The sequence below is a fragment of the Saccharopolyspora rosea genome (assembly GCF_025643595.1).
Lineage (GTDB): Bacteria > Actinomycetota > Actinomycetes > Mycobacteriales > Pseudonocardiaceae > Saccharopolyspora > Saccharopolyspora rosea.
Genome location: NZ_CP102826.1, coordinates 6442111 through 6459967, shown reverse-complemented (window position 1 = coordinate 6459967; position 17857 = coordinate 6442111). Strand labels below are relative to the sequence as shown.

Below are 17857 nucleotides of genomic sequence, written 5' to 3'. Positions count from 1 at the left end.
CGTCGTCGAGGTGTCCGATACGGCGGAGATCACCGCGCCGACGAGCCTTTCCGAGCGCGCCCGGTGGTGGCGGCGGGCCGGTTCGCTGCTGTCCGAGCAGTGGATGTTCGCCCTGCTCCTCGGCGTGGCCCTGGCTTTCGACGGGCTGATGCTGACGGATCTGCCGCACGGGGTGTTCGCGTTCCCCGGCGCGGTGCTGCTCGCCGTGCTGGCACTGCTCGGCAGGCGGCACCCGGTCCGGGCCGGGCTGGCAGCCGCGGTCGTCCTCGCCGGCAGCGCGGTCCTGACGAAGTGGGCGCACACCCGGGTGTACTCGGTCGGCCTGGTGGCCGTGCTGCCGACCGAGAACCTGGCCGGCCTGCTGCTGGTCGCCTACCTGTTCCGGGCGCGCTCGCCGCGCCGCGCGGTACCGGTCACCGCGCTGCTGGTGGCCGTCTGCCTGGGCACGATGGCGATCCGGTCGACGATCTCGACCTCCGTGTCCGAGGAGACCAGCCTCGGCTTCGGCTTCCTGCAACTGGTGCTCGCCATCGGCTCCGGCCTGTACATGCGCCAGGGCCCGGTGCTGGCTCCGGCGCCGGACTCGCCGCTGCGCGCGTTGGTCCGCCGCCAGTGGCCGGTGATCGCGGCGCAGAGCATGCTGCTGTTCCTCGACGCCGTGTCGGGCAGGCCGAACGTCGCCGCGGTCGGCATCGTCCTGCTGTGCGGTCTGGTGATGTCGACGATGGCGGTGTTCGCGCCGCGGCGGCCGGTCGAGACGTCGATGCTGGCCGCGCTGGCGCTGGCGCTCGCCGCTCCGGTGATGCGGCTGCTGGGGTTCGGCGCGTCCGCGGCGCTGCTGGGCGGGATCCCGGCCAGCTGCATCACGGCGGCCATGGTGCTCGTGGCGTACGCGTCCCGCTTCGCCCCGCCGCGGGGCGCGGGCGCGGCGGTCGGTGCGCTCGGCGCGGCGGCCGTGTTCGTGATGGTCCTGACCCCCGGGCACTCCCCCGCCAAGCAGCTCGCCGAGAGCCTGTTCGTGGGCGCGCTGTTGCTGGTCATCTCGGTGGGCACGGGGGTGTACTTCCGCGCCCGGGACCGGGAGCGGGCCAGGACCGTGCAGGTCGCCGTGGACCAGGCCCAGCAGGCCGAGCGGATGGCGCTCGCCCGGGAACTGCACGACGTGGTGGCCCACCACGTCACGGGGATCGTGGTGCAGGCCCAGGCCGCCCAGCTGGTCGCGGAGCGCAACCCGCAGGCGGCCTCGGACTCGTTGGCGCGCATCGCCGACAGCGGCACCGAGGCGCTGACCGCGATGCGCCGACTGGTCGCCAGCATGCGCGGCAGCGAACCGGCCGGGGCGTCGGAGGCCACCGAGCAGGCCACCACGGACCTGACCTCCGACCTGCGGGCGCTGGTCGACGCGGCCGGTCACGACGACCGGCCGCGGGTGGAGCTGGACGCGGCGATCGACCACCCGGTGCCGCCGGAGGTGGCCCGGTCGGTCCTGCGCCTGGTGCAGGAGTCGCTGACCAACGCGGAGAAGCACGCCCTGGACGCCACCCGGGTCCAGGTGGACGTGCGGTCCGCGGACTCCTGGCTGCGGATCTCGGTCTCCGACGACGGCACCGGGGTCCGCGCCCAACCCGTGGGCGGGTCGGGAGGATACGGTCTGGTCGGCATGCGGGAGCGGGTGGAGCTGCTCGGCGGCCGGCTCCACGCCGGTCCGGGCGAGCACATCGGCTGGCGCGTCGAGGCGGAACTGCCGCTGGACCGCCCCTCGGGTGCTGACACCCCCGACCGCCCCTGATCCCCGAGACCGAGGAGCCGCGATGATCCGGGTGCTGATCGCCGACGACCAGGACATGGTGCGTGCCGGATTCCGGATGATCCTGGAGTCGCAGGACGACATCGAGGTCGTCGCCGACGTCGCCAACGGCGTGGACGCCGTCCGGGTCGCCCGCGAGAAGCGCCCTGATGTGTGCCTGATGGACATCCGCATGCCCGGGTTGGACGGCCTGGAGGCGACCGAGCAGCTGGCCGGTCCCGGTGTCGCCGACCCGATCAAGGTCGTCGTGGTCACCACGTTCGACCTGGACGAGTACGTGGAGCGGGCGCTGCGCAGCGGGGCGAGCGGCTTCCTGCTCAAGGACGCCGGACCGGCGCTGCTGATCGAGGCCGTGCACGCCGCGGTGCGCGGCGACGCGATGGTCTCGCCGCAGATCACCGTCCGGCTCCTCCAGCACTTCTCGCAGCCGCAGCAGGCGCCGCGGCGCGCGCCGCACCCCGTCTCGCAGGGGCTGACCGAACGCGAGCTCGACGTCGTCCGCGCGACCGCGCGCGGCCTGACCAACGGCGAGATCGGTCAGGAGCTGTACATGTCGCTGTCCACGGTCAAGACGCACCTGGCGTCCGCGCAGTCCAAGATCGGCGCGCGGAACCGGGTCGAGACCGCGGCGTGGGCGTGGCGCAGCGGCCTGATGGACGGCAGCTGAACCGACCGATCGACCGAGGTCCGCGGGCCTTCCAGCCGAGGCGCGGCGGCTCCCGCGGCGTGATGCTGGTGGCATGGCTCAGCGAACGCAGGACCTCGTCCTCCTCGTCGTGCTGCTCGGCCTCGCGGTCGTCGCAGGCGCGATCATGTTCCAGGCCGCGAGCGCGTGGGGCTCCGCCTGACCCTCCCGGCGCTGCGCGGAAAGAGCCCGGAGACGGGCTTTGGCGGTGCGGCACAATGCGGGGCATGCCGATCGCACTTCGCCTGCACGCGCCGATGGCCCTGCCCTGCGACCCGTCCTGCTCGGTGGTCCGCGACGCCGTGCTGGACGTCGACGAGGCGGGGCGCGTCGTCTACTGCGGGCCGCGCGCCGGGGCACCTGAGCGGCCGCGGGACGCGACCGTGCGCGAGTGCAGCGGCATCCTGCTCCCCGGGCTGGTCAACGCGCACGCGCACAGCCCCATGACGTTGCTGCGGGGCATGGGCGGCGACCTGCCGCTGTTGCGCTGGTTGCGCGAGGTCATCTGGCCCGCCGAGTCCCGGCTGCGCCCCGGGGACGTGCGCGCCGGGATGGAGCTGGGGTGCGTCGAGATGCTGCGGGCCGGGGTGACGACCAGCGCCGAGATGTACTTCACCGGCGGGTCGGTCGTGGAGGGCGCCCTGGCGGTCGGCTCGCGGGTGGTGCTGGCGTCGGCGGTGATCGACACCCCGGCCCTGAGCGGTCTGGGCGGCTGGCAGGGCATGGTCGACGGGATCAACCGGTGGATCGACGCCGACGGCCTGCGGTTCGGTCCGGCGGAACGGGTCGAGCTGGCCTACGGGCCGCACTCGGCGTACACGCTGCCGCCGGAGGCGCTGGCGGCGATCGGCGACGCCGCGCAGCAGCGCGGCGCCCTGGTGCACACGCACGTCGCCGAGACCGCGACCGAGGACGCCGAGCAGCGCGAGCAGTTCGGATCGGTGCCCGCGCTGCTGGAGAAGCTCGGCGTGCTGGACGGCCGGGTGCTCGCCGCGCACGGCGTGCACCTGTCCGACGAGGACATCGAACTGTTCGCGCGCCACCGGGTGGGCGTCGCGCACTGCCCGGGTTCCAACGCCAAGCTCGCGTCCGGCACGGCGCGGCTGGTGGACCTGCTCGCCGCGGGCGTCCCGGTCGGGCTCGGCACCGACGGGCCGTCCAGCAACGACGACCTGGACCTGTGGGAGGAGGTCCAGCTGGCGGGCCTGCTCGCCCGCCTGAGCACCGGGGACGCCACCGCGCTCAGCGCGTCCGCGGCGCTGCTGGCCGCCACCCGCGGCGGCGCCGACGCGCTGCACCGCGACGACATCGGGGCGCTCGAACCGGGTCGCTGGGCGGACGTCGTGCACCTCAGCGTCGACAACCCGGCGTTCGCGACCGGCCTGGAGGCCCCGGACGACCAGGTGCTGGCCAACGTGGTGTGGGCGGCCGGTTCGCGCTGCGTGCGGGACGTGTGGGTCGCGGGCGAGCAGGTGCTGCGCGACCGCGAACCCACCCGGGTGGACCGGCGGGACGTGCAGGCGGCGGCGCGCACCGCCGCCCGGCACGTCCGGGGCTGATCAGGAGGGGCGGATGACGATCTCGGTCAGGTGCGCGTCGGCACCGGCGCGCACGGCCGAGACGATCGGTCCGGCCACCGACTCGGGCCGCAGGTAGCGGTCCGCGTCGAAGGAACCGCCCTCCTGCTCGCGGACGTCGCGCTGCATGTCGGTGGCGGTGCGGCCGGGGAACACCGAGGTCACGCGCACGCCGTTGGCCGACTCCTCGGCGCGCAGCACGTCGGCGAACGCGCGCAGCGCGAACTTGCTGGCCGCGTAGGAACCCCAGTTCGGCTTGGCGGACAGCCCGGCGCCGGAGTTGACCAGCACCACGTGCCCCCGCGACGCGCGCAGCGCGGGCAGCAGCAGCCGGGTCAGTTCGGTGACCGCGAACAGGTTCACCTCGAAGGTGCGCCGCCACGACTCGGGGGACGCCTCGGCCACGGTGCCGAGTTCGACGAGCCCGGCGCTGTGCACCAGCACGTCCAGCCGGGAGATGTCGGCGACGGCGGCCGCGACGGCGTCGTGGTCGGTGAGCTCCACCGGCCAGGGGCGCGCGCCGGGCAGTTCGTCGACGAGGGGGCGCAGGGCTTGCTCGTCGCGTCCGCCCAACAGCAGGTCGTGCGTGTCGGACAGGGAGCGGGCGACGGCGGCACCGATGCCTCGTGAGGCACCGGTGACCAGGGCAATCGGTCGTTCGGGCATGGTTGCCACGGTAGCTGCGGGCGTCTCGCCGACCGGGAACGGGTTCGGGCGGATCTTGACCGGTCGGACAAACCGGGTTTAGGTCATCCGGGTGACCGTCGAAGCCGCCGATCCGGAACTGCGCAGACGCGTGCCGCGCAAGGTCGCGTTCCGGTTGATGCCCTTCCTGTGCCTGCTCTACTTCGTCAACTACCTGGACCGCGTGAACATCGGGTTCGCCGGGCCGAACGGGATGAACCGCGAGCTGGGGCTCAGCGCGACCGTGTTCGGTCTGGCCTCGGGGATCTTCTTCCTCGGCTACCTGGTGCTGGAGGTGCCGAGCAACCTGGCGCTGCACCGGTTCGGCGCCCGCCGGTGGCTGGCGCGCATCATGATCACGTGGGGCGTGGTGGCGACGGTCCTGGCGTTCGTGCCGAACGGGATCGCGCTGGTCGTGCTGCGGTTCGTGCTCGGCGTCGCCGAAGCCGGGTTCTTCCCGGGCATCATCCTGTACCTGACGTACTGGTTCCCGGCCGAGCAGCGGGCGAAGGCGGTCGCGCTGTTCATGGCGGCCGTGCCGGTGTCCAGCGCCATCGGCGCGACCGTGTCCAGCGTGCTGATCAGCTCCGGGCACGGCGTGTTCGGCCTGTCCGGCTGGCGCTTCATGTTCGTCGTGGAGGGCGTGCCCGCGATGCTGCTGGCGGTCGCGACCTGGTTCTACCTCACCGACCGGCCGTCGCAGGCGCGGTGGCTGGCGCCCGCGGAGCGGGACTGGCTGGCCGCCCGGTTGGCGGCGGAGCAGCGGGAGACCGAGGCGGCGCACCACTGGCCGCTGCGCCGGGCGCTGACGCACCCGCGGATCCTGGCGCTGGCGTTCGTGTACTTCGGCATCGCCTACGGCCTGTACGCGCTGGGCTTCTTCCTGCCGACCATCGTGTCCGGCTTCGAGCAGCAGTACGGCACCCATCTGTCCACTGTGGAGTCGGGGTTGGTGACCGCGATCCCCTACGTGGTGGGCGCCGCGGCGATGGTGCTCTGGGCGTCGCACGGCGATCGGACCCGGGAGCGGGTGTGGCACGTCGCCCTGCCGATGCTGCTCGGTGGGGTGGCCATCCCGGTCGCGCTCTACCTGGGCGATCCGTTCAGCGCCATGGTCGCGGTGTCGGTGTGCGCGGTGGGCGTGTGCTCGGCGCTGCCCACCTTCTGGGCGCTGCCCAGCAACTTCCTCAGCGGCGCCGCGGCGGCCGGCGGCATCGCGCTGATCAACTCGCTGGGCAACATCAGCGGTTTCGCCGCCCCGTACGTCACCGGTGCGCTGCGCGATCTCACCGGCTCGCAACGCGCGGGTCTGTGGGTCGTCGGCGTGGTCATGGTCGCCGCGGCGTTCGTGGTGGTCGCGCTGCGCGCGGCACCGGACCCGGACCGGGCGGAGGGCTGAGCCGGTGCGGTTGGAAGTCCTGGGCGGCTGCGGTGCCTGGCCGACACCCGACCAGGCGTGCAGCGGCTACCTCCTGGAGCACGCCGGGTTCCGCGTCCTGCTGGACCCGGGTTACGCCGTGCTGCCCCGGCTGCTGGCGCGGGTTCCGGCCGAGCGGGTCGACGCGGTGCTGGTCAGCCACGGTCACCCGGACCACTGCGCCGACCTGAACCCGCTGCTGCGGGCGCGGGCGCTCGGCGCCGAACCGCCCGCGCCGCTGCCCGTGCACGCACCGCCGGGCGCGCTGGACGCCGTGCTCGCGCTGGACGGCCGGATGCTGGCCGACTCCTACCTGCTGCGGGAGTTCCGCCCCGGCTCCTCGTTCCACATCGGACCGTTCACCGCGGACACCTGGGCGCTGCCGCACTTCGTGCCCGACGCCGGGTTCCGGCTCACGGCGGGCGGCCGGGTCCTCGGCTACACCGGCGACACCGGTCCGAGCCCCGACATCGCGGCACTGGCCGCCGACGCGGACGTCCTGCTGGCCGAAGCGACGTTCCCCGAACACGTGTTGCCGCCGGAGGACGCGCCGTTGCTGTCCACCGCCCGCCAGGCCGCCGAGTCCGCGTCCCGGGCCGGTGTCCGGCACCTGGTGCTGACGCACCTGTGGCCGGGCACCGATCCGGCCGATGCCCTGCGGGCGGCCCGCGAGGAGTTCGACGGCGATCTCGACGTCGCGACCCCGGGGCTGACGATCGACCTCGGCTGAGACGCGAGGGACCCGGCACCGCCGGGCCCCTCGCTCGCGGGATGGCTCAGCGGCCGATCTCGCCGCCGCCGCGGCGCCAGACCGCCACGACCGACGGGCGCGGCTGGGAGTTCCCGCCGTCCGGCCAGTGCGAGGTGGGGTGCTGGGCGTCCGGCGCGTTCTCGCCGGGGTGCTGCACGCACACCGTGACGAGGGTGTCGGTGATCACCGGGCCGCAGGTCTCGGCGCCGACCGGAACGGTGAGGAACTGCTTGGCCCGGCCGCGTTCCGGACCGTCGACCGGGACGGCGAACAGGCCGTCGTTGGACCCGAGGGCGTTGCCGTCGGTGGCGATCCACAGGTTGCCGTGCCGGTCGAAGGCCACGTTGTCCGGGCAGGAGATCGGGCTGACCTGCGACTTGTCGAACCCGCCGAAGTAGGTGCCCGGGTCGTTCGGGTCGCCGCACACCAGCAGCAGGTTCCAGGTGAACCGGGTTCCGGTGGTGTCGTCGTCCACCTCCAGCACGTGGCCGTGCTTGTTGCCCGAGCGCGGGTTGACCTCGTCGGGACCGGCGTTGCCGGTGGAGCCCCGGTTGGAGTTGTTGGTCAGCGCGCAGTAGATCCGGCCGTTGACCGGGTTCGGTTCGATGTCCTCCGGCCGGTCCATCTTGGTCGCGCCCGCCCGGTCGGCGGCCAGCCGGGTGAACACGTAGACCTCCTCGGCGGTGAAGCCCGGCACGAACGACGTCGTGCCGTCGGCCAGCGGCAGCCACTCGCCGGTGCCGTCGAAGGCGCCGTCGGCGGGCAGCCGGCCGCTGCCGTCGATCTCCGCGGCGGGGCTGTTGCCGGTGAACTTCGCGACGTAGAGGGTGCCGTCGTCGAGCAGGGCCGAGTTGTGCCGCCGGGTGTGCGCACCGGCGCCGGGCTTGATCCGGCCGCGGGAGACGAACTTGTAGATGTAGTCGAAGCGCTCGTCGTCGCCCATGTAGACGACCACGCGCCCGTCCTCGGCGACCTTGACGGTCGCGCTCTCGTGCTTGAAGCGCCCGAGCGCGGTGTGCTTGACGGGCCGGGCGGACGGGTCGTGCGGGTCGATCTCGACGATCCAGCCGAACCGGTTGGGCTCGTTGGGTTCGGCGGTGACGTCCCAGCGCCGGTCGAAGCGCTCCCACTTGCGCTCGCTCTCGCCGCCCTTGACGCCGTAGCGGTCGAGGCGCTGCTTGGCGACCGGGTCGGTGACCTTGTCGGCGTGCGCGAAGGTCTGGTGGAAGTTCTCCTCGCCGGACAGCACGGTGCCCCACGGGGTGACGCCGCCGGAGCAGTTGTTCTGCGTGCCGCGCACCCGGGTGCCGGTGGGATCGGTGGAGGTCCGCAGGTACCGGCTGCCCGCGGCGGGCCCGCGCACCTCGAACTCGGTGTCGAGCGTGATCCGCCGGTTGTACCTGCTGGGTTCGGGGGTGAGGCCCCGCGGCCCGCGCCGCACGAACACCACGGACATGCCGTGCGCGGCCCACGCGGTGCGCACCTGCTCCTCGGTGGGGTTGTTCTCGTCGTAGTCCGGGAACATGTGCGTCTCGGTGGTGTACTCGTGGTTGACCACCAGGAGGTTCTCGGTGCCGCTCGGGTCCAGCGGGAGGAGCCCGGCGAAGTCGTTGTTGTAGCCGAACTGCGCCTGCTGCGCCGCGGCGGTCTGGTGGTGGAAGTCGAACGGCGGGGCACCGGCCACGACGGGGTCGCCCCAGCGGATCACCACGGCCTGGTCGTAGCCCTCGGGAACGACCACGCCGTCCCGGGTGTTCGGCGCCACCGGGGCGAAGTCGGTGCCCGGCACCGCCCGTCCGCGCGCTGCCGGCGCGGCTCCCGGACCGGCAGCGGCCGGACCGCTCAGCGCCGCCGCGCCGCCGACGGACAGGGCGAGCACGCCGCCGGCGCGGAGCACGCCGCGCCGGCTCATCGCCCGGCGGACGACGTCGCCGAAGTACTCGTTGTCGGAGGTGTTCGGCGCTTCGTGGGCGCAGGCGTTTCCGCACCGGTACCGGCAGGTCGTGGCGGACCGGCTCGCGGTGTGGTGCGGCACGAGCGGAAGCGGGACGCGTCGGGGGGACAAGCGGACCTCCAGTGCTCGGGAACACCGGCACGCTAATCCGATCAGGCGACACGAAAGTGAACCAACAGCAAAATTCGGACGCCCGGAAAATCGCTTTCGCGCGACTGGCCGGGTCGCTAGCGTTCGTTGCCATGTCGGGTGCTCATTTCGCCGTGTTCGTGCGGCCCCGTTCCGCGTAGGCAGCGCTTCGCGCTGCCGTCCGCGCCCGGATCCCGTTCCGCGGCGCGAGTCGAGTGGCGTCCGCTACCGATGGCGCGCCGCTGCCGCGGGTCCGGTTCCGATCGGCCCACCTACGCGGGAGCACCCAATGCCGCAACGCCGTACGACGGCGCGCGATCGCGCGCGCCGCGAACTCGGCCAGAACTTCCTCGTCCGCAACGACATCGCCCAGCGCGTGGCCGCCGTGCTCGACCCGGCGGAGGACGCGCCCGTCGTCGAACTGGGCGCCGGAACCGGCGCGCTCACCCGGCACCTCGTCGCGACCGGACGCCCGGTGACCGCCGTCGAGCTGGATCCGCACTGGGCGGAACGGCTCCGGCGCACCTTCCCCGACGTGCACGTGGTCCGGTGCGACATGCGCCGGTTCCGCTTCCCGGCCGCCCGGCACGTCATCGCCGGGAACCTGCCCTTCGCCATCACCGCGACGATGACCAGGCGGCTGCTCGCCACCTCCGGTTGGTCGGAGGCGGCGCTGCTGCTCCAGTGGGAGGTGGCGCGCAAGCGGGCGCAGGGCGGCACGATGCTCGGCGCCCAGTGGGCGCCGTGGTTCGACTTCCGGCTGCACGGCAGGGTTTCCGCCGAGTCGTTCCGCCCGGTCCCGGCGGTGGACGGCGGGCTGCTGCACATCCGCCGACGGCCGCGTCCGCTGCTGCCGCACCGGGAGGTGGACCGCTACCAGCGGTTCGTCGCCGCGGTGTTCACCGGACGCGGGCGCGGGATCGCCGAGATCGTCGGCAATCTGACCGGCAGGCGTCCGCGGGACGTGCCCCGCGGCGCACTGCCGCGCGACCTGCGCCCGGAGGACTGGGCACGGTTGTACGTCGGATCGCTCTGACGAAGCGGCGGGCACCTCCGAGCCGGAGGGGCCCGCCGCGTCGCCGGGAGCGCTCAGAACTCCTCGCCGACCAGGGCGGCCTCGGTGGGCAGTTCGCGCTCGTTCGCGTTCTTGCTGCTGCGCATCTCCAGCGCCAGCAGCAGGGCGGCGACGAGGCAGAGCACGGCCCCGACGGCGAACGGCGACTGCTTGAAGCCGAGCCACGAGGCGACGTGGCCGACCAGCGTCGCGGCCACCGCGCCGCCCAGCCAGCGGCAGAAGTTGTAGCCGGCGCTGGCCACTGGCCGGGGCGCACCGCTGATGCTCATCGCCGACCCGGTGAACAGGGTGTTGAGCAGGCCGGACGCCAGTCCGCTGAGGACCACCGCGACGACCACGACCGGCTTGGAGCCCACGGCCATGAGCGCCAGCAGCACCGCGTAGATCACCACGGCGAGCACGGTCCCGCCGATCTCGCCGAACCGGGCGGCGAGCTTCGGCGCGAGCGTCACGCCGGCGAAGGCCACGCACAGACCCCAGCCGAAGAACACCAGGCCGACCGCGATCGCGCCGAACTCCAGCACGAACGGCGCCCACGCCAGCACGATGAAGAACGAGGCGGTGTAGAAGGCGGAACCGACCGACACTCGCAGCAGGCCGCCGTGCCGCAGCGCCCGCAGCGGATCGGCGAGGCGGATCTTCTGCCGCTGGGCGCGGTCGCCGTCCTTGGGCAGGAACCCGGCGGACAGGATCAGCGCGATGGCCATCAGCACGGCGGTTCCGGCGAACGGCCCGCGCCAGGAGATGTTGCCCAGCAGCGCACCGAGCAGCGGTCCGGTCGACAGCCCGATGCCCAGCGCGGCCTCGTAGAGCAGCACCGCCGCCTGCTGGCCGCCGCTGGCGGCACCGACGATCACCGACAGCGCGGTGGCGATGAAGAACGCGTTGCCGAGTCCCCACACCGCGCGCAGCGCCACCAGCTGCCCGATCGACCCGGCCAGCGCGCACAGCAGGGTCGCCACCACGATCAGCACCAACCCGGTGACCACCGTCCGCTTGGGGCCGAACCGCGCGCTGAACGCACCGGTGATGAGCATCGCCACGACCTGCACGCCGAGGTACGACGAGAACAGCAACGTGACCTGCTCGGGACCGGCCTTCAACGCCTCGGCGATGGACAGCAGGATCGGGTCCACCAGGCCGATTCCCATGAACGCGATCACGGCCGCGAACGCGGTGATCCACACGGCCTTGGGCTGTCCCTTGAACACGTCGAACAACCGCACGTCGTGCCCGGAGCCGCTCATCGGCCCGCCACCCCTCGTAACGAATCGGACAAGTTCGTTTGCAATGCTAACTTGTTTGCCCGGTCCGCCCAACCCGGCATGAGCCAGCTCACCGGGCAAAACGTTTCAATCCGCGCGAGTGCGGCCACAGCGGGGGCCGACCGCGGCAGAATCGGCGCGTGATGTGGCGGCGGTTGGTCTCGGAGGCGTGCGAGGCGATCGGGATCGAACGGGATCCGGACGAGCTGGACGTGGTGGGCGAGCCGGGGCACCTGCCGGCCCGGTTGCCGGTCGAGGACCTCGCGATCGCGTGCGTCGGCGCGGCGCTGCTCGCGACCGGCCGCCGGGTCCGGCTCGACACCGGGCACCTCGCCGCCGCGATGCGCAGCGAGGCGCACCTGCGGGTCGGCGGGGAGGTCGCCGGGTCGACGTTCGCACCGCTGTCGCGCTTCTGGCGAGCGGCGGACGGTTGGGTCCGCACCCACGGCAACTACCCCTGGCACCGCGAAGCGCTGCTGCGCGCGCTGGACGCCGACGAGTCCGCAGTGGAATCGGTGCTCGGGCGCACCCCGTCGCGCGAGGTGGAGGACCGCGTCGTCGCCGCGGGTGGCATCGCGGCGGCGGTGCGGACTCCACAGCAGTGGGCCGCCGAAGGGCCGGGTCGGGCGGTGGCCGTCCGACCGCTCGTCGGTACGCGGCGGATCGGCGACGCCGCGCCGCGCGCCGGGCGGGAACCGGTTCGCGTGCTGGACCTGACCAGGGTCATCGCCGGTCCGGTGTGCACCCGGTACCTGGGGGCGCTCGGTGCGGACGTCCTGCGCCTCGACCCGCCGCACCGCCCGGAGCGACCGGGCAGCCAGGACGCGCTGCTGGGCAAGCGCAGCGCGGTGCTCGACGCCCGGACCCCGGACGGCCTGGCCCGGCTGCGCGAACTCCTCGACGGCGCGGACGTGCTAGTGCACGGCTACCGCCCGGGTGCGCTCGACCGGTTCGGGCTCGGCGCGGAGGAACTCGCCGAACGCCACCCGGGACTGGTCGTCGTCTCGCTCTCCGCGTGGGGGAACACCGGGCCGTGGGGCGACCGGCGCGGTTTCGACAGCATCGTCCAGGCGGCCTCCGGAGTGTCCATAGTGGAGTCCCCGGACGGCGAACGGCCGGGTGCGCTGCCGTGCCAGCTGCTCGACCACGGGACCGGCTACCTCTGCGCCGCGGCCGTGCTCGACGGCCTCCGCCGCCAGGCCGCCGAGGGCGGCACGTGGGTGCGCGAGCTGTCGCTGGCCCGCACCGCGCACTGGCTGCTCGGCCAGCCGCGCACGGCACCGCGCGAGCGGGCCACCGACCCGGCGCCGTGGCTGGTGCGGATCGGCGACGTCACGGCGGTCGCCCCGCCCGGCCGGGTCGACGGCCGCCCGCTGCGCTGGCAGCGCCCGCCCGCCTACGGCGCCGACGAGCCGACCTGGTGATGCCGCAGGGCCTGTCCCGGGCTCTGGTGCGTGGCGGTGCGGGCTGCGGAGGCCGCCGCCCGGTGCCAGGTGGGAAGACCGGCTCTCAGCGCTCCAGCACCGCCGTCATGCCCTGGCCGCCCGCCGCGCACACGGAGATCAGGCCGCGACCGGAACCCTTCTCGGCCAGCAGCTTGGCCAGGGTCGCCACGATGCGGCCGCCCGTCGCGGCGAACGGGTGCCCGGCGGCCAGCGACGAGCCGTTGACGTTCAGCCTCGCCGGGTCGATCTCGCCCAGCGGCGCGTCCAGGCCCAGCCGGGTCTTGCAGAACTCCGGGTCCTGCCAGGCCCGCAGCGTCGCCAGCACCTGCGAGGCGAACGCCTCGTGCACTTCGTAGAAGTCGAAGTCGCCGAGCGACAACCCGGTGCGGTCCAGCAGCTTCGGCACCGCGTACGCCGGGGCCATCAGCAGCCCCTCGTCGCCGCTGACGTGGTCGACCGCGCCGGAGACGACGTCGCCGAGGTAGGCCAGCACCGGCAGTCGCCGCTGCTGCGCCCACTCCTCGCTGGCCAGCAGCACGGTGGACGCGCCGTCGGACAGCGGGGTCGAGTTGCCCGCCGTCATGGTCGCGCCCTCGCCGCGGCCGAACACCGGCTTGAGCTTCGCGAGCTTGTCGGCGGTGCTGTCCGGCCGGAGGTTCTGGTCCCGGCCGAGCCCGAGGTAGGAGGTGACCAGGTCGTCGAAGAACCCGCGTTCGTAGGCGGCGGCGAGCCGCTGGTGGCTGCGCGCGGCCAGCTCGTCCTGCGACTCGCGGTCGATCTCCCAGGCCAGCGCGGTCTTCGCGGCGTGCTCGCCCATCGACAGCCCGGTGCGCGGCTCGGCGTTGCGCGGGATCTCGGGCACCACGTGGTGCGGGCGGAGCGCGGTCAGCGCCCGGAGGCGTCCGCCGGTGCTCCGGGCGTGGTTGGCGCGCAGCAGGACCCGGCGCAGGTCGTCGTTGAGCCCGATCGGCGCGTCGCTGGCGGAGTCCACGCCACCGGCGATGCCGGAGTCGAGCTGGCCGAGCGCGATCTTGTTGGCCACCGACACGACCGACTCCAGCCCGGTCGCGCAGGCCATCTGCACGTCGTGGGCCGGGGTGCGCGGGTCGAGGCGGGAGCCCAGCACGGTCTCCCGCGCCAGGTTGAAGTCCCGGCTGTGCTTGAGCACGGCGCCCGCGACGAACTCGCCGACGCGCTCGCCCTGCAACCCGAACCGGGCGATCAGCCCGTCCAGCGCGGCGGTGAGCATGTCCTGGTTGGACGCCTGCGCGTACGGGCCACCGGACCGCGCGAAGGGGATCCGGTTGCCGCCGATGATCGCGACCCGCCGAACGCTGACCATGCTGACTCCTCGCAAACTCCTGGCGCGGTACTGCCCGGGCCCTCTAACCTACCGGCGGGTAGCTTACGCGTCGAGCGCTCGCCGAGACATCGCAGGAGTGTCGTATGACCGACCGGTACCAGCAGTTCACCTCCTCCCCGCTGGGGCGGGTGATCACCAGGCGGCTCGGCCTGCCCGCCCCGACCCCGCTGCGGCGGCACCGCCCCGGTGACCCGGTCGTCACCGGCCCGGTCCTGGTCGGGTCCGCCCCCGGCGGCCGGTTGGGCGACGCGGTCGCCGAACTGCTCGGCGAGGTCGACGCCCAGGTCCACCGCACCCCGGTCGAGGACGAGCGCTACGCCGCGCTCGTGTTCGACGCGACCGGCATCACCGCGGGCGAACAGCTGCGCGCGCTGCACGAGTTCTTCGGCCCGGCGATCCGCCGGACCGCCCGGTGCGGTCGGCTCATCGTGCTCGGCACCCCGCCCGAGCAGGCCGCCGACCCGCGCGCGTCCGTCGCGCAGCGCGCGCTGGAGGGTTTCGTGCGCACCGCGGGCAAGGAGCTCAAGCACGGCGCCACCGCGCAGCTCGTGTACGCCTCGGAGGCCGCGGACCTCGGCTCGACGCTGCGCTTCCTGCTGTCGGCGAAGTCCGCGTACGTCTCCGGCCAGGTCGTGCGGATCGGGGCCGCCGAGGTGCCCGAGGTCGACTGGGAACACCCGCTGCGGGACCGGGTCGCGCTGGTCACCGGCGCGTCGCGGGGCATCGGCGCGGCCATCGCGGAAACCCTGGCGCGCGACGGTGCGCACGTGGTGTGCCTGGACGTGCCCGCGCAGGGCGGCGACCTCGCGGCGGTCGCCAACCGCATCGGCGGTTCCACGTTGCAGCTCGACATCACCGCGGACGACGCGCCGCAGCGGATCACCGACCACCTCGCCGAGCGGCACGGCGGCGTCGACGTGGTGGTGAACAACGCGGGCATCACCCGGGACAAGACCATCGGCAAGATGACCGGGCAGCAGTGGGACGCGGTCATCGGCGTCAACCTGACCGCGCAGGAGCGCATCAACGAGCGGTTGCTCGCCGACGACTCCCCGCTGCGCCCCGGCGGCCGCATCGTCGGAGTCGCCTCGATGAGCGGGATCGCGGGCAACGTCGGCCAGGCCAACTACGCCGCCTCCAAGGCCGGGGTGATCGGCCTGGTGCAGGCCACCGCCCCGACGGCCGCGCGACGGGGCGCCACGATCAACGCGGTGGCGCCGGGCTTCGTCGAGACCTCGATGACCGCCGCGATCCCGCTGGTCGTGCGGGAGGCGGGCCGCCGGATGAACAGCCTGCGGCAGGGCGGTCTGCCGGTCGACGTGGCCGAGACGATCGCCTGGTTCGCCAACCCCGCGTCGGCCGGGGTGAACGGCAACGTGGTCCGCGTCTGCGGCCAGAGCCTGCTCGGCGCGTGAGAGGAGGACGAGGAATGCACGACCTGTCCGCGCTGTACGCCAAGGCGGTGCTGACGGCACCGCTGCGCCGCGGCGACCGGCTGCCGGTGGGCGAGCAGGTGAGCGAGGTGGACGTCGATGCCGACCACCTGGCCGACTACGCCCGGGTGTGCGGCTTCGGCCTGCGCGACGAACTGCCGATCACCTATCCGCACGTGCTGTCCTTCCCGCTGTCGGTGCGGCTGATGACCGCGCGGGAGTTCCCGTTCCCGCTGGTCGGGCTGGTGCACGTGACGAACGTGATCCACCGGGAGCGCCCGCTGCTGGTGACCGAGCGGCTGACCCAGCGGGTGCGGCTGGCGAACCTGCGCCCGCACCCGAAGGGGCGGCAGTTCGACGTGGTCACCGAGACCAGCGCGGGCGGCGAGGTGGTGTGGCGCGAGATCAGCACCTACCTGCGCCGCGGACCGTCCACTTCGGACGCGGCGGCGCCGGGGCTGGAGGAGGTCGACGCCGGTGAGCCGACGGCGACCTGGCGGGTTCCCGCCGACACCGGCCGCCGCTACGCGGCGGTGTCCGGCGACCGCAACCCGATCCACCTGCGCGCCCTGCCCGCCAAGGCGTTCGGCTTCCCGCGCGCCATCGCGCACGGCATGTGGTCGAAGGCCCGCTGCCTGGCGGCCTTCGCCGAACGCCTCCCGGACCGCTGCGCGGTCGAGGTCGCGTTCCGCAAGCCGCTGCCACTTCCCTCCACAGTGGACTTCACGGTCCGCGCCCACCACGACGGTCGAGACTTCGCCCTGCTCTCCCGCTCCGGAAAACCCCACCTGCTCGGCGCGGTCCGCTGAAAGCCTGTCGTGGGCTCGTTGTGCGCCCGAAAGCGGCTGGCGCCGCCCGCCCGTGGCCTCCGGATGCCGAACGACGGGCGAGGCCCCGCGCGCAACCGCCCCGGGGTCAGGAGCGCTTCGGGCTCCAGGACTGGCCCTCGACGAGGTTGCCGAAGCCCATCCAGACCATGTTCATCAGGCGCATCGCCATGCCGTCGGCGGTGTGGTCGGGGTGCTCGAACCACCAGTCGACCAGCGCCTCGCACGCGCCGACCAGCGCCGCCGCGAACGGCTCCACCTGCTCGGGCTGCATCGGCTGCGCCGAGTCGGCGGTGGCGCGCGCCAGCAGCTGCGCGATCAGGCCCATCGCGCGCTCCCGCCACTCGACCAGCTCGCTGACGAACGGTTCGCCCTGCGCGTTGGCCTGCCGGTGCAGGACGGTCCAGGCGGCCTGGTTGCGCTGCACGTACTCGAAGAACACCCGCAGCCCGCGCCACAGCTGCTCCTCCGGTCGCAGGCCGGCCTCCACCGCGGTGCCGATCTCCTCGATGAGCCGGGTCGCCTCCCGGCGGATGCAGGCCACGAACAGTTCGTCCTTGGCGCCGAGGTAGGCGTAGAGCATCGGTTTGGAGATCCCGGCGGTCTCGGAGATCTCGTCCATCGACGCGGTGTGGAAGCCGTGCGCGGCGAAGACCTCGACGGCGGCGTCGAGGATCTGCCGTTCGCGCACCTCCCGCGGCAGCCGGCGGGATCGGGGGCGGGGCTGGTCGGATCGCTCGGGCCGCATCTCGCCTCTCGTCGTCAGCGGTGGACGCGATCATTCTCCACGCACCCGGCCGTGCTCCACCACGTCCTGCGAGGACGCGCCCTTGCCATCGAACCTACTCGAACGTAGTCTTACTCGCGAGTAGGTTAATGGAGGTGGTCATGGCCCAGCCCGACCCGATCGCCGCGCTCGGCGAGCTCGATCCCAAGAAGGTCGACGAGGAGCAGTTCGTCGCGCTGCTGGAGGCCGCCTCCCAGCTCGCCGAGGACGGCACCGACGTCGACCTCGGCGCGCTCACCCCGGAGCAGTTCGCCCGGCTGATCTCGCGCGCCTCCGACGCCCAGATCGGGGCCGTCATGGCCCGTCCCGAGCTGCGCGAACGCATCCTCGACGAGGTGTTCCGGCGGATGGGTGAACACTACAAGTCCGACAAGGCGGGCCGCACCGAGGCGGTCGTGCGCTGGCGGATCGGCGACTCGGAGGACGACCTGCTGCGCTACGAGTGCGTGCTCGCCGGCGGCACCTGCACCGTCCACAAGGAACCGCAGCACGAGCCGCGCGTGACGATCTCCGTCGCGCCCGCCGAGTTCCTCAAGCTCGCCTCCGGCAACGCCTCGGCGCCGATGCTGTTCATGAAGGGCAAGCTCAAGGTCGCCGGTGACCTCGGGTTCGCGGCCGGTCTCACCAAGCTCTTCCAGATACCCAAAGCCTGACGCGT

The 17857-nt window shown here is 73.4% G+C and carries 15 protein-coding genes; 10 read left to right on the top strand and 5 right to left on the bottom strand.

The window, feature by feature from the left end:
• The first annotated feature begins 10 nt into the window (after window positions 1-10).
• From NV263_RS30095 to NV263_RS30085, 3 genes are all read left to right on the top strand, one after another.
• A complete protein-coding gene (locus tag NV263_RS30095) occupies window positions 11-1789 on the top strand; it encodes a sensor histidine kinase (RefSeq protein WP_263250196.1) in 1779 nt (592 codons plus the stop codon).
• Window positions 1790-1811: 22 nt separating this feature from the next.
• Window positions 1812-2474: a response regulator gene (locus tag NV263_RS30090; protein WP_263250195.1), complete on the top strand. Its 663-nt coding sequence runs from the start codon at window positions 1812-1814 to the stop codon at window positions 2472-2474.
• Between the two features lie 236 nt (window positions 2475-2710).
• The gene (locus tag NV263_RS30085) at window positions 2711-4051 is read left to right on the top strand and encodes an amidohydrolase family protein (protein ID WP_263250194.1); all 1341 of its coding nucleotides are present in this window, start codon (window positions 2711-2713) and stop codon (window positions 4049-4051) included.
• On the opposite strand, the gene NV263_RS30080 is transcribed toward NV263_RS30085, so the two are convergent.
• A complete protein-coding gene (locus tag NV263_RS30080) occupies window positions 4052-4735 on the bottom strand; it encodes an SDR family oxidoreductase (RefSeq protein WP_263250193.1) in 684 nt (227 codons plus the stop codon).
• Between the two features lie 157 nt (window positions 4736-4892).
• Here NV263_RS30080 and NV263_RS30075 point away from each other — a divergent pair, with 157 nt between their 5' ends.
• Both NV263_RS30075 and NV263_RS30070 read left to right on the top strand, forming a co-directional pair.
• Window positions 4893-6152, top strand: coding sequence for an MFS transporter (locus NV263_RS30075; protein WP_263254436.1), 1260 nt, complete (start codon window positions 4893-4895; stop codon window positions 6150-6152).
• A 4-nt stretch (window positions 6153-6156) separates the two neighbouring features.
• The gene (locus NV263_RS30070; RefSeq protein WP_263250192.1) at window positions 6157-6900 is read left to right on the top strand and encodes an MBL fold metallo-hydrolase; all 744 of its coding nucleotides are present in this window, start codon (window positions 6157-6159) and stop codon (window positions 6898-6900) included.
• A 46-nt stretch (window positions 6901-6946) separates the two neighbouring features.
• On the opposite strand, the gene NV263_RS30065 is transcribed toward NV263_RS30070, so the two are convergent.
• The gene (locus tag NV263_RS30065) at window positions 6947-8986 is read right to left on the bottom strand and encodes a PhoX family protein (RefSeq protein ID WP_263250191.1); all 2040 of its coding nucleotides are present in this window, start codon (window positions 8984-8986) and stop codon (window positions 6947-6949) included.
• 307 nt (window positions 8987-9293) lie between these two features.
• On the opposite strand from NV263_RS30065, the gene erm reads away from it, so the two are divergent.
• Window positions 9294-10040 carry a 23S ribosomal RNA methyltransferase Erm gene (gene erm / locus NV263_RS30060; protein ID WP_263250190.1) on the top strand — a complete coding sequence of 249 codons (747 nt, stop codon included), beginning with the start codon at window positions 9294-9296 and terminating at the stop codon, window positions 10038-10040.
• A gap of 53 nt (window positions 10041-10093) precedes the next feature.
• On the opposite strand, the gene NV263_RS30055 is transcribed toward erm, so the two are convergent.
• The gene (locus tag NV263_RS30055; RefSeq protein WP_263250189.1) at window positions 10094-11326 is read right to left on the bottom strand and encodes an MFS transporter; all 1233 of its coding nucleotides are present in this window, start codon (window positions 11324-11326) and stop codon (window positions 10094-10096) included.
• 161 nt (window positions 11327-11487) lie between these two features.
• Between NV263_RS30055 and NV263_RS30050 the strand changes: the two genes are divergently transcribed.
• Window positions 11488-12768 (top strand): CoA transferase, encoded by a 1281-nt coding sequence (locus NV263_RS30050; protein WP_263254435.1) that lies wholly within the window; start codon window positions 11488-11490, stop codon window positions 12766-12768.
• A gap of 85 nt (window positions 12769-12853) precedes the next feature.
• On the opposite strand, the gene NV263_RS30045 is transcribed toward NV263_RS30050, so the two are convergent.
• Window positions 12854-14131 (bottom strand): acetyl-CoA C-acetyltransferase, encoded by a 1278-nt coding sequence (locus NV263_RS30045; protein WP_263250188.1) that lies wholly within the window; start codon window positions 14129-14131, stop codon window positions 12854-12856.
• A 104-nt stretch (window positions 14132-14235) separates the two neighbouring features.
• On the opposite strand from NV263_RS30045, the gene NV263_RS30040 reads away from it, so the two are divergent.
• Both NV263_RS30040 and NV263_RS30035 read left to right on the top strand, forming a co-directional pair.
• Window positions 14236-15567 carry a 3-oxoacyl-ACP reductase gene (locus NV263_RS30040; protein ID WP_263250187.1) on the top strand — a complete coding sequence of 444 codons (1332 nt, stop codon included), beginning with the start codon at window positions 14236-14238 and terminating at the stop codon, window positions 15565-15567.
• Window positions 15568-15581: 14 nt separating this feature from the next.
• Window positions 15582-16394 carry a MaoC/PaaZ C-terminal domain-containing protein gene (locus NV263_RS30035; protein WP_263250186.1) on the top strand — a complete coding sequence of 271 codons (813 nt, stop codon included), beginning with the start codon at window positions 15582-15584 and terminating at the stop codon, window positions 16392-16394.
• Window positions 16395-16500: 106 nt separating this feature from the next.
• Here the strand turns inward: NV263_RS30035 and NV263_RS30030 are convergent, their stop codons facing one another.
• Window positions 16501-17160, bottom strand: coding sequence for a TetR/AcrR family transcriptional regulator (locus tag NV263_RS30030; RefSeq protein WP_263250185.1), 660 nt, complete (start codon window positions 17158-17160; stop codon window positions 16501-16503).
• Between the two features lie 140 nt (window positions 17161-17300).
• On the opposite strand from NV263_RS30030, the gene NV263_RS30025 reads away from it, so the two are divergent.
• A complete protein-coding gene (locus tag NV263_RS30025) occupies window positions 17301-17852 on the top strand; it encodes an SCP2 sterol-binding domain-containing protein (RefSeq protein ID WP_263250184.1) in 552 nt (183 codons plus the stop codon).
• The last annotated feature ends 5 nt before the right edge of the window (window positions 17853-17857 follow it).

Excerpts from the sequence above, each read along its gene's own strand:
- NV263_RS30040 (WP_263250187.1), top strand. The coding sequence starts at position 14,236 with ATGACCGACCGGTACCAGCAGTTCACCTCCTCCCCGCTGGGGCGGGTG.
- NV263_RS30085 (WP_263250194.1), top strand. The coding sequence starts at position 2,711 with ATGCGGGGCATGCCGATCGCACTTCGCCTGCACGCGCCGATGGCCCTG.
- NV263_RS30075 (WP_263254436.1), top strand. The coding sequence starts at position 4,893 with ATGCCCTTCCTGTGCCTGCTCTACTTCGTCAACTACCTGGACCGCGTG.
- NV263_RS30050 (WP_263254435.1), top strand. The coding sequence starts at position 11,488 with ATGTGGCGGCGGTTGGTCTCGGAGGCGTGCGAGGCGATCGGGATCGAA.
- NV263_RS30055 (WP_263250189.1), bottom strand. The coding sequence starts at position 11,326 with ATGAGCGGCTCCGGGCACGACGTGCGGTTGTTCGACGTGTTCAAGGGA.
- NV263_RS30030 (WP_263250185.1), bottom strand. The coding sequence starts at position 17,160 with ATGCGGCCCGAGCGATCCGACCAGCCCCGCCCCCGATCCCGCCGGCTG.
- NV263_RS30045 (WP_263250188.1), bottom strand. The coding sequence starts at position 14,131 with ATGGTCAGCGTTCGGCGGGTCGCGATCATCGGCGGCAACCGGATCCCC.
- NV263_RS30025 (WP_263250184.1), top strand. The coding sequence starts at position 17,301 with ATGGCCCAGCCCGACCCGATCGCCGCGCTCGGCGAGCTCGATCCCAAG.
- erm (WP_263250190.1), top strand. The coding sequence starts at position 9,294 with ATGCCGCAACGCCGTACGACGGCGCGCGATCGCGCGCGCCGCGAACTC.
- NV263_RS30080 (WP_263250193.1), bottom strand. The coding sequence starts at position 4,735 with ATGCCCGAACGACCGATTGCCCTGGTCACCGGTGCCTCACGAGGCATC.
- NV263_RS30090 (WP_263250195.1), top strand. The coding sequence starts at position 1,812 with ATGATCCGGGTGCTGATCGCCGACGACCAGGACATGGTGCGTGCCGGA.
- NV263_RS30035 (WP_263250186.1), top strand. The coding sequence starts at position 15,582 with ATGCACGACCTGTCCGCGCTGTACGCCAAGGCGGTGCTGACGGCACCG.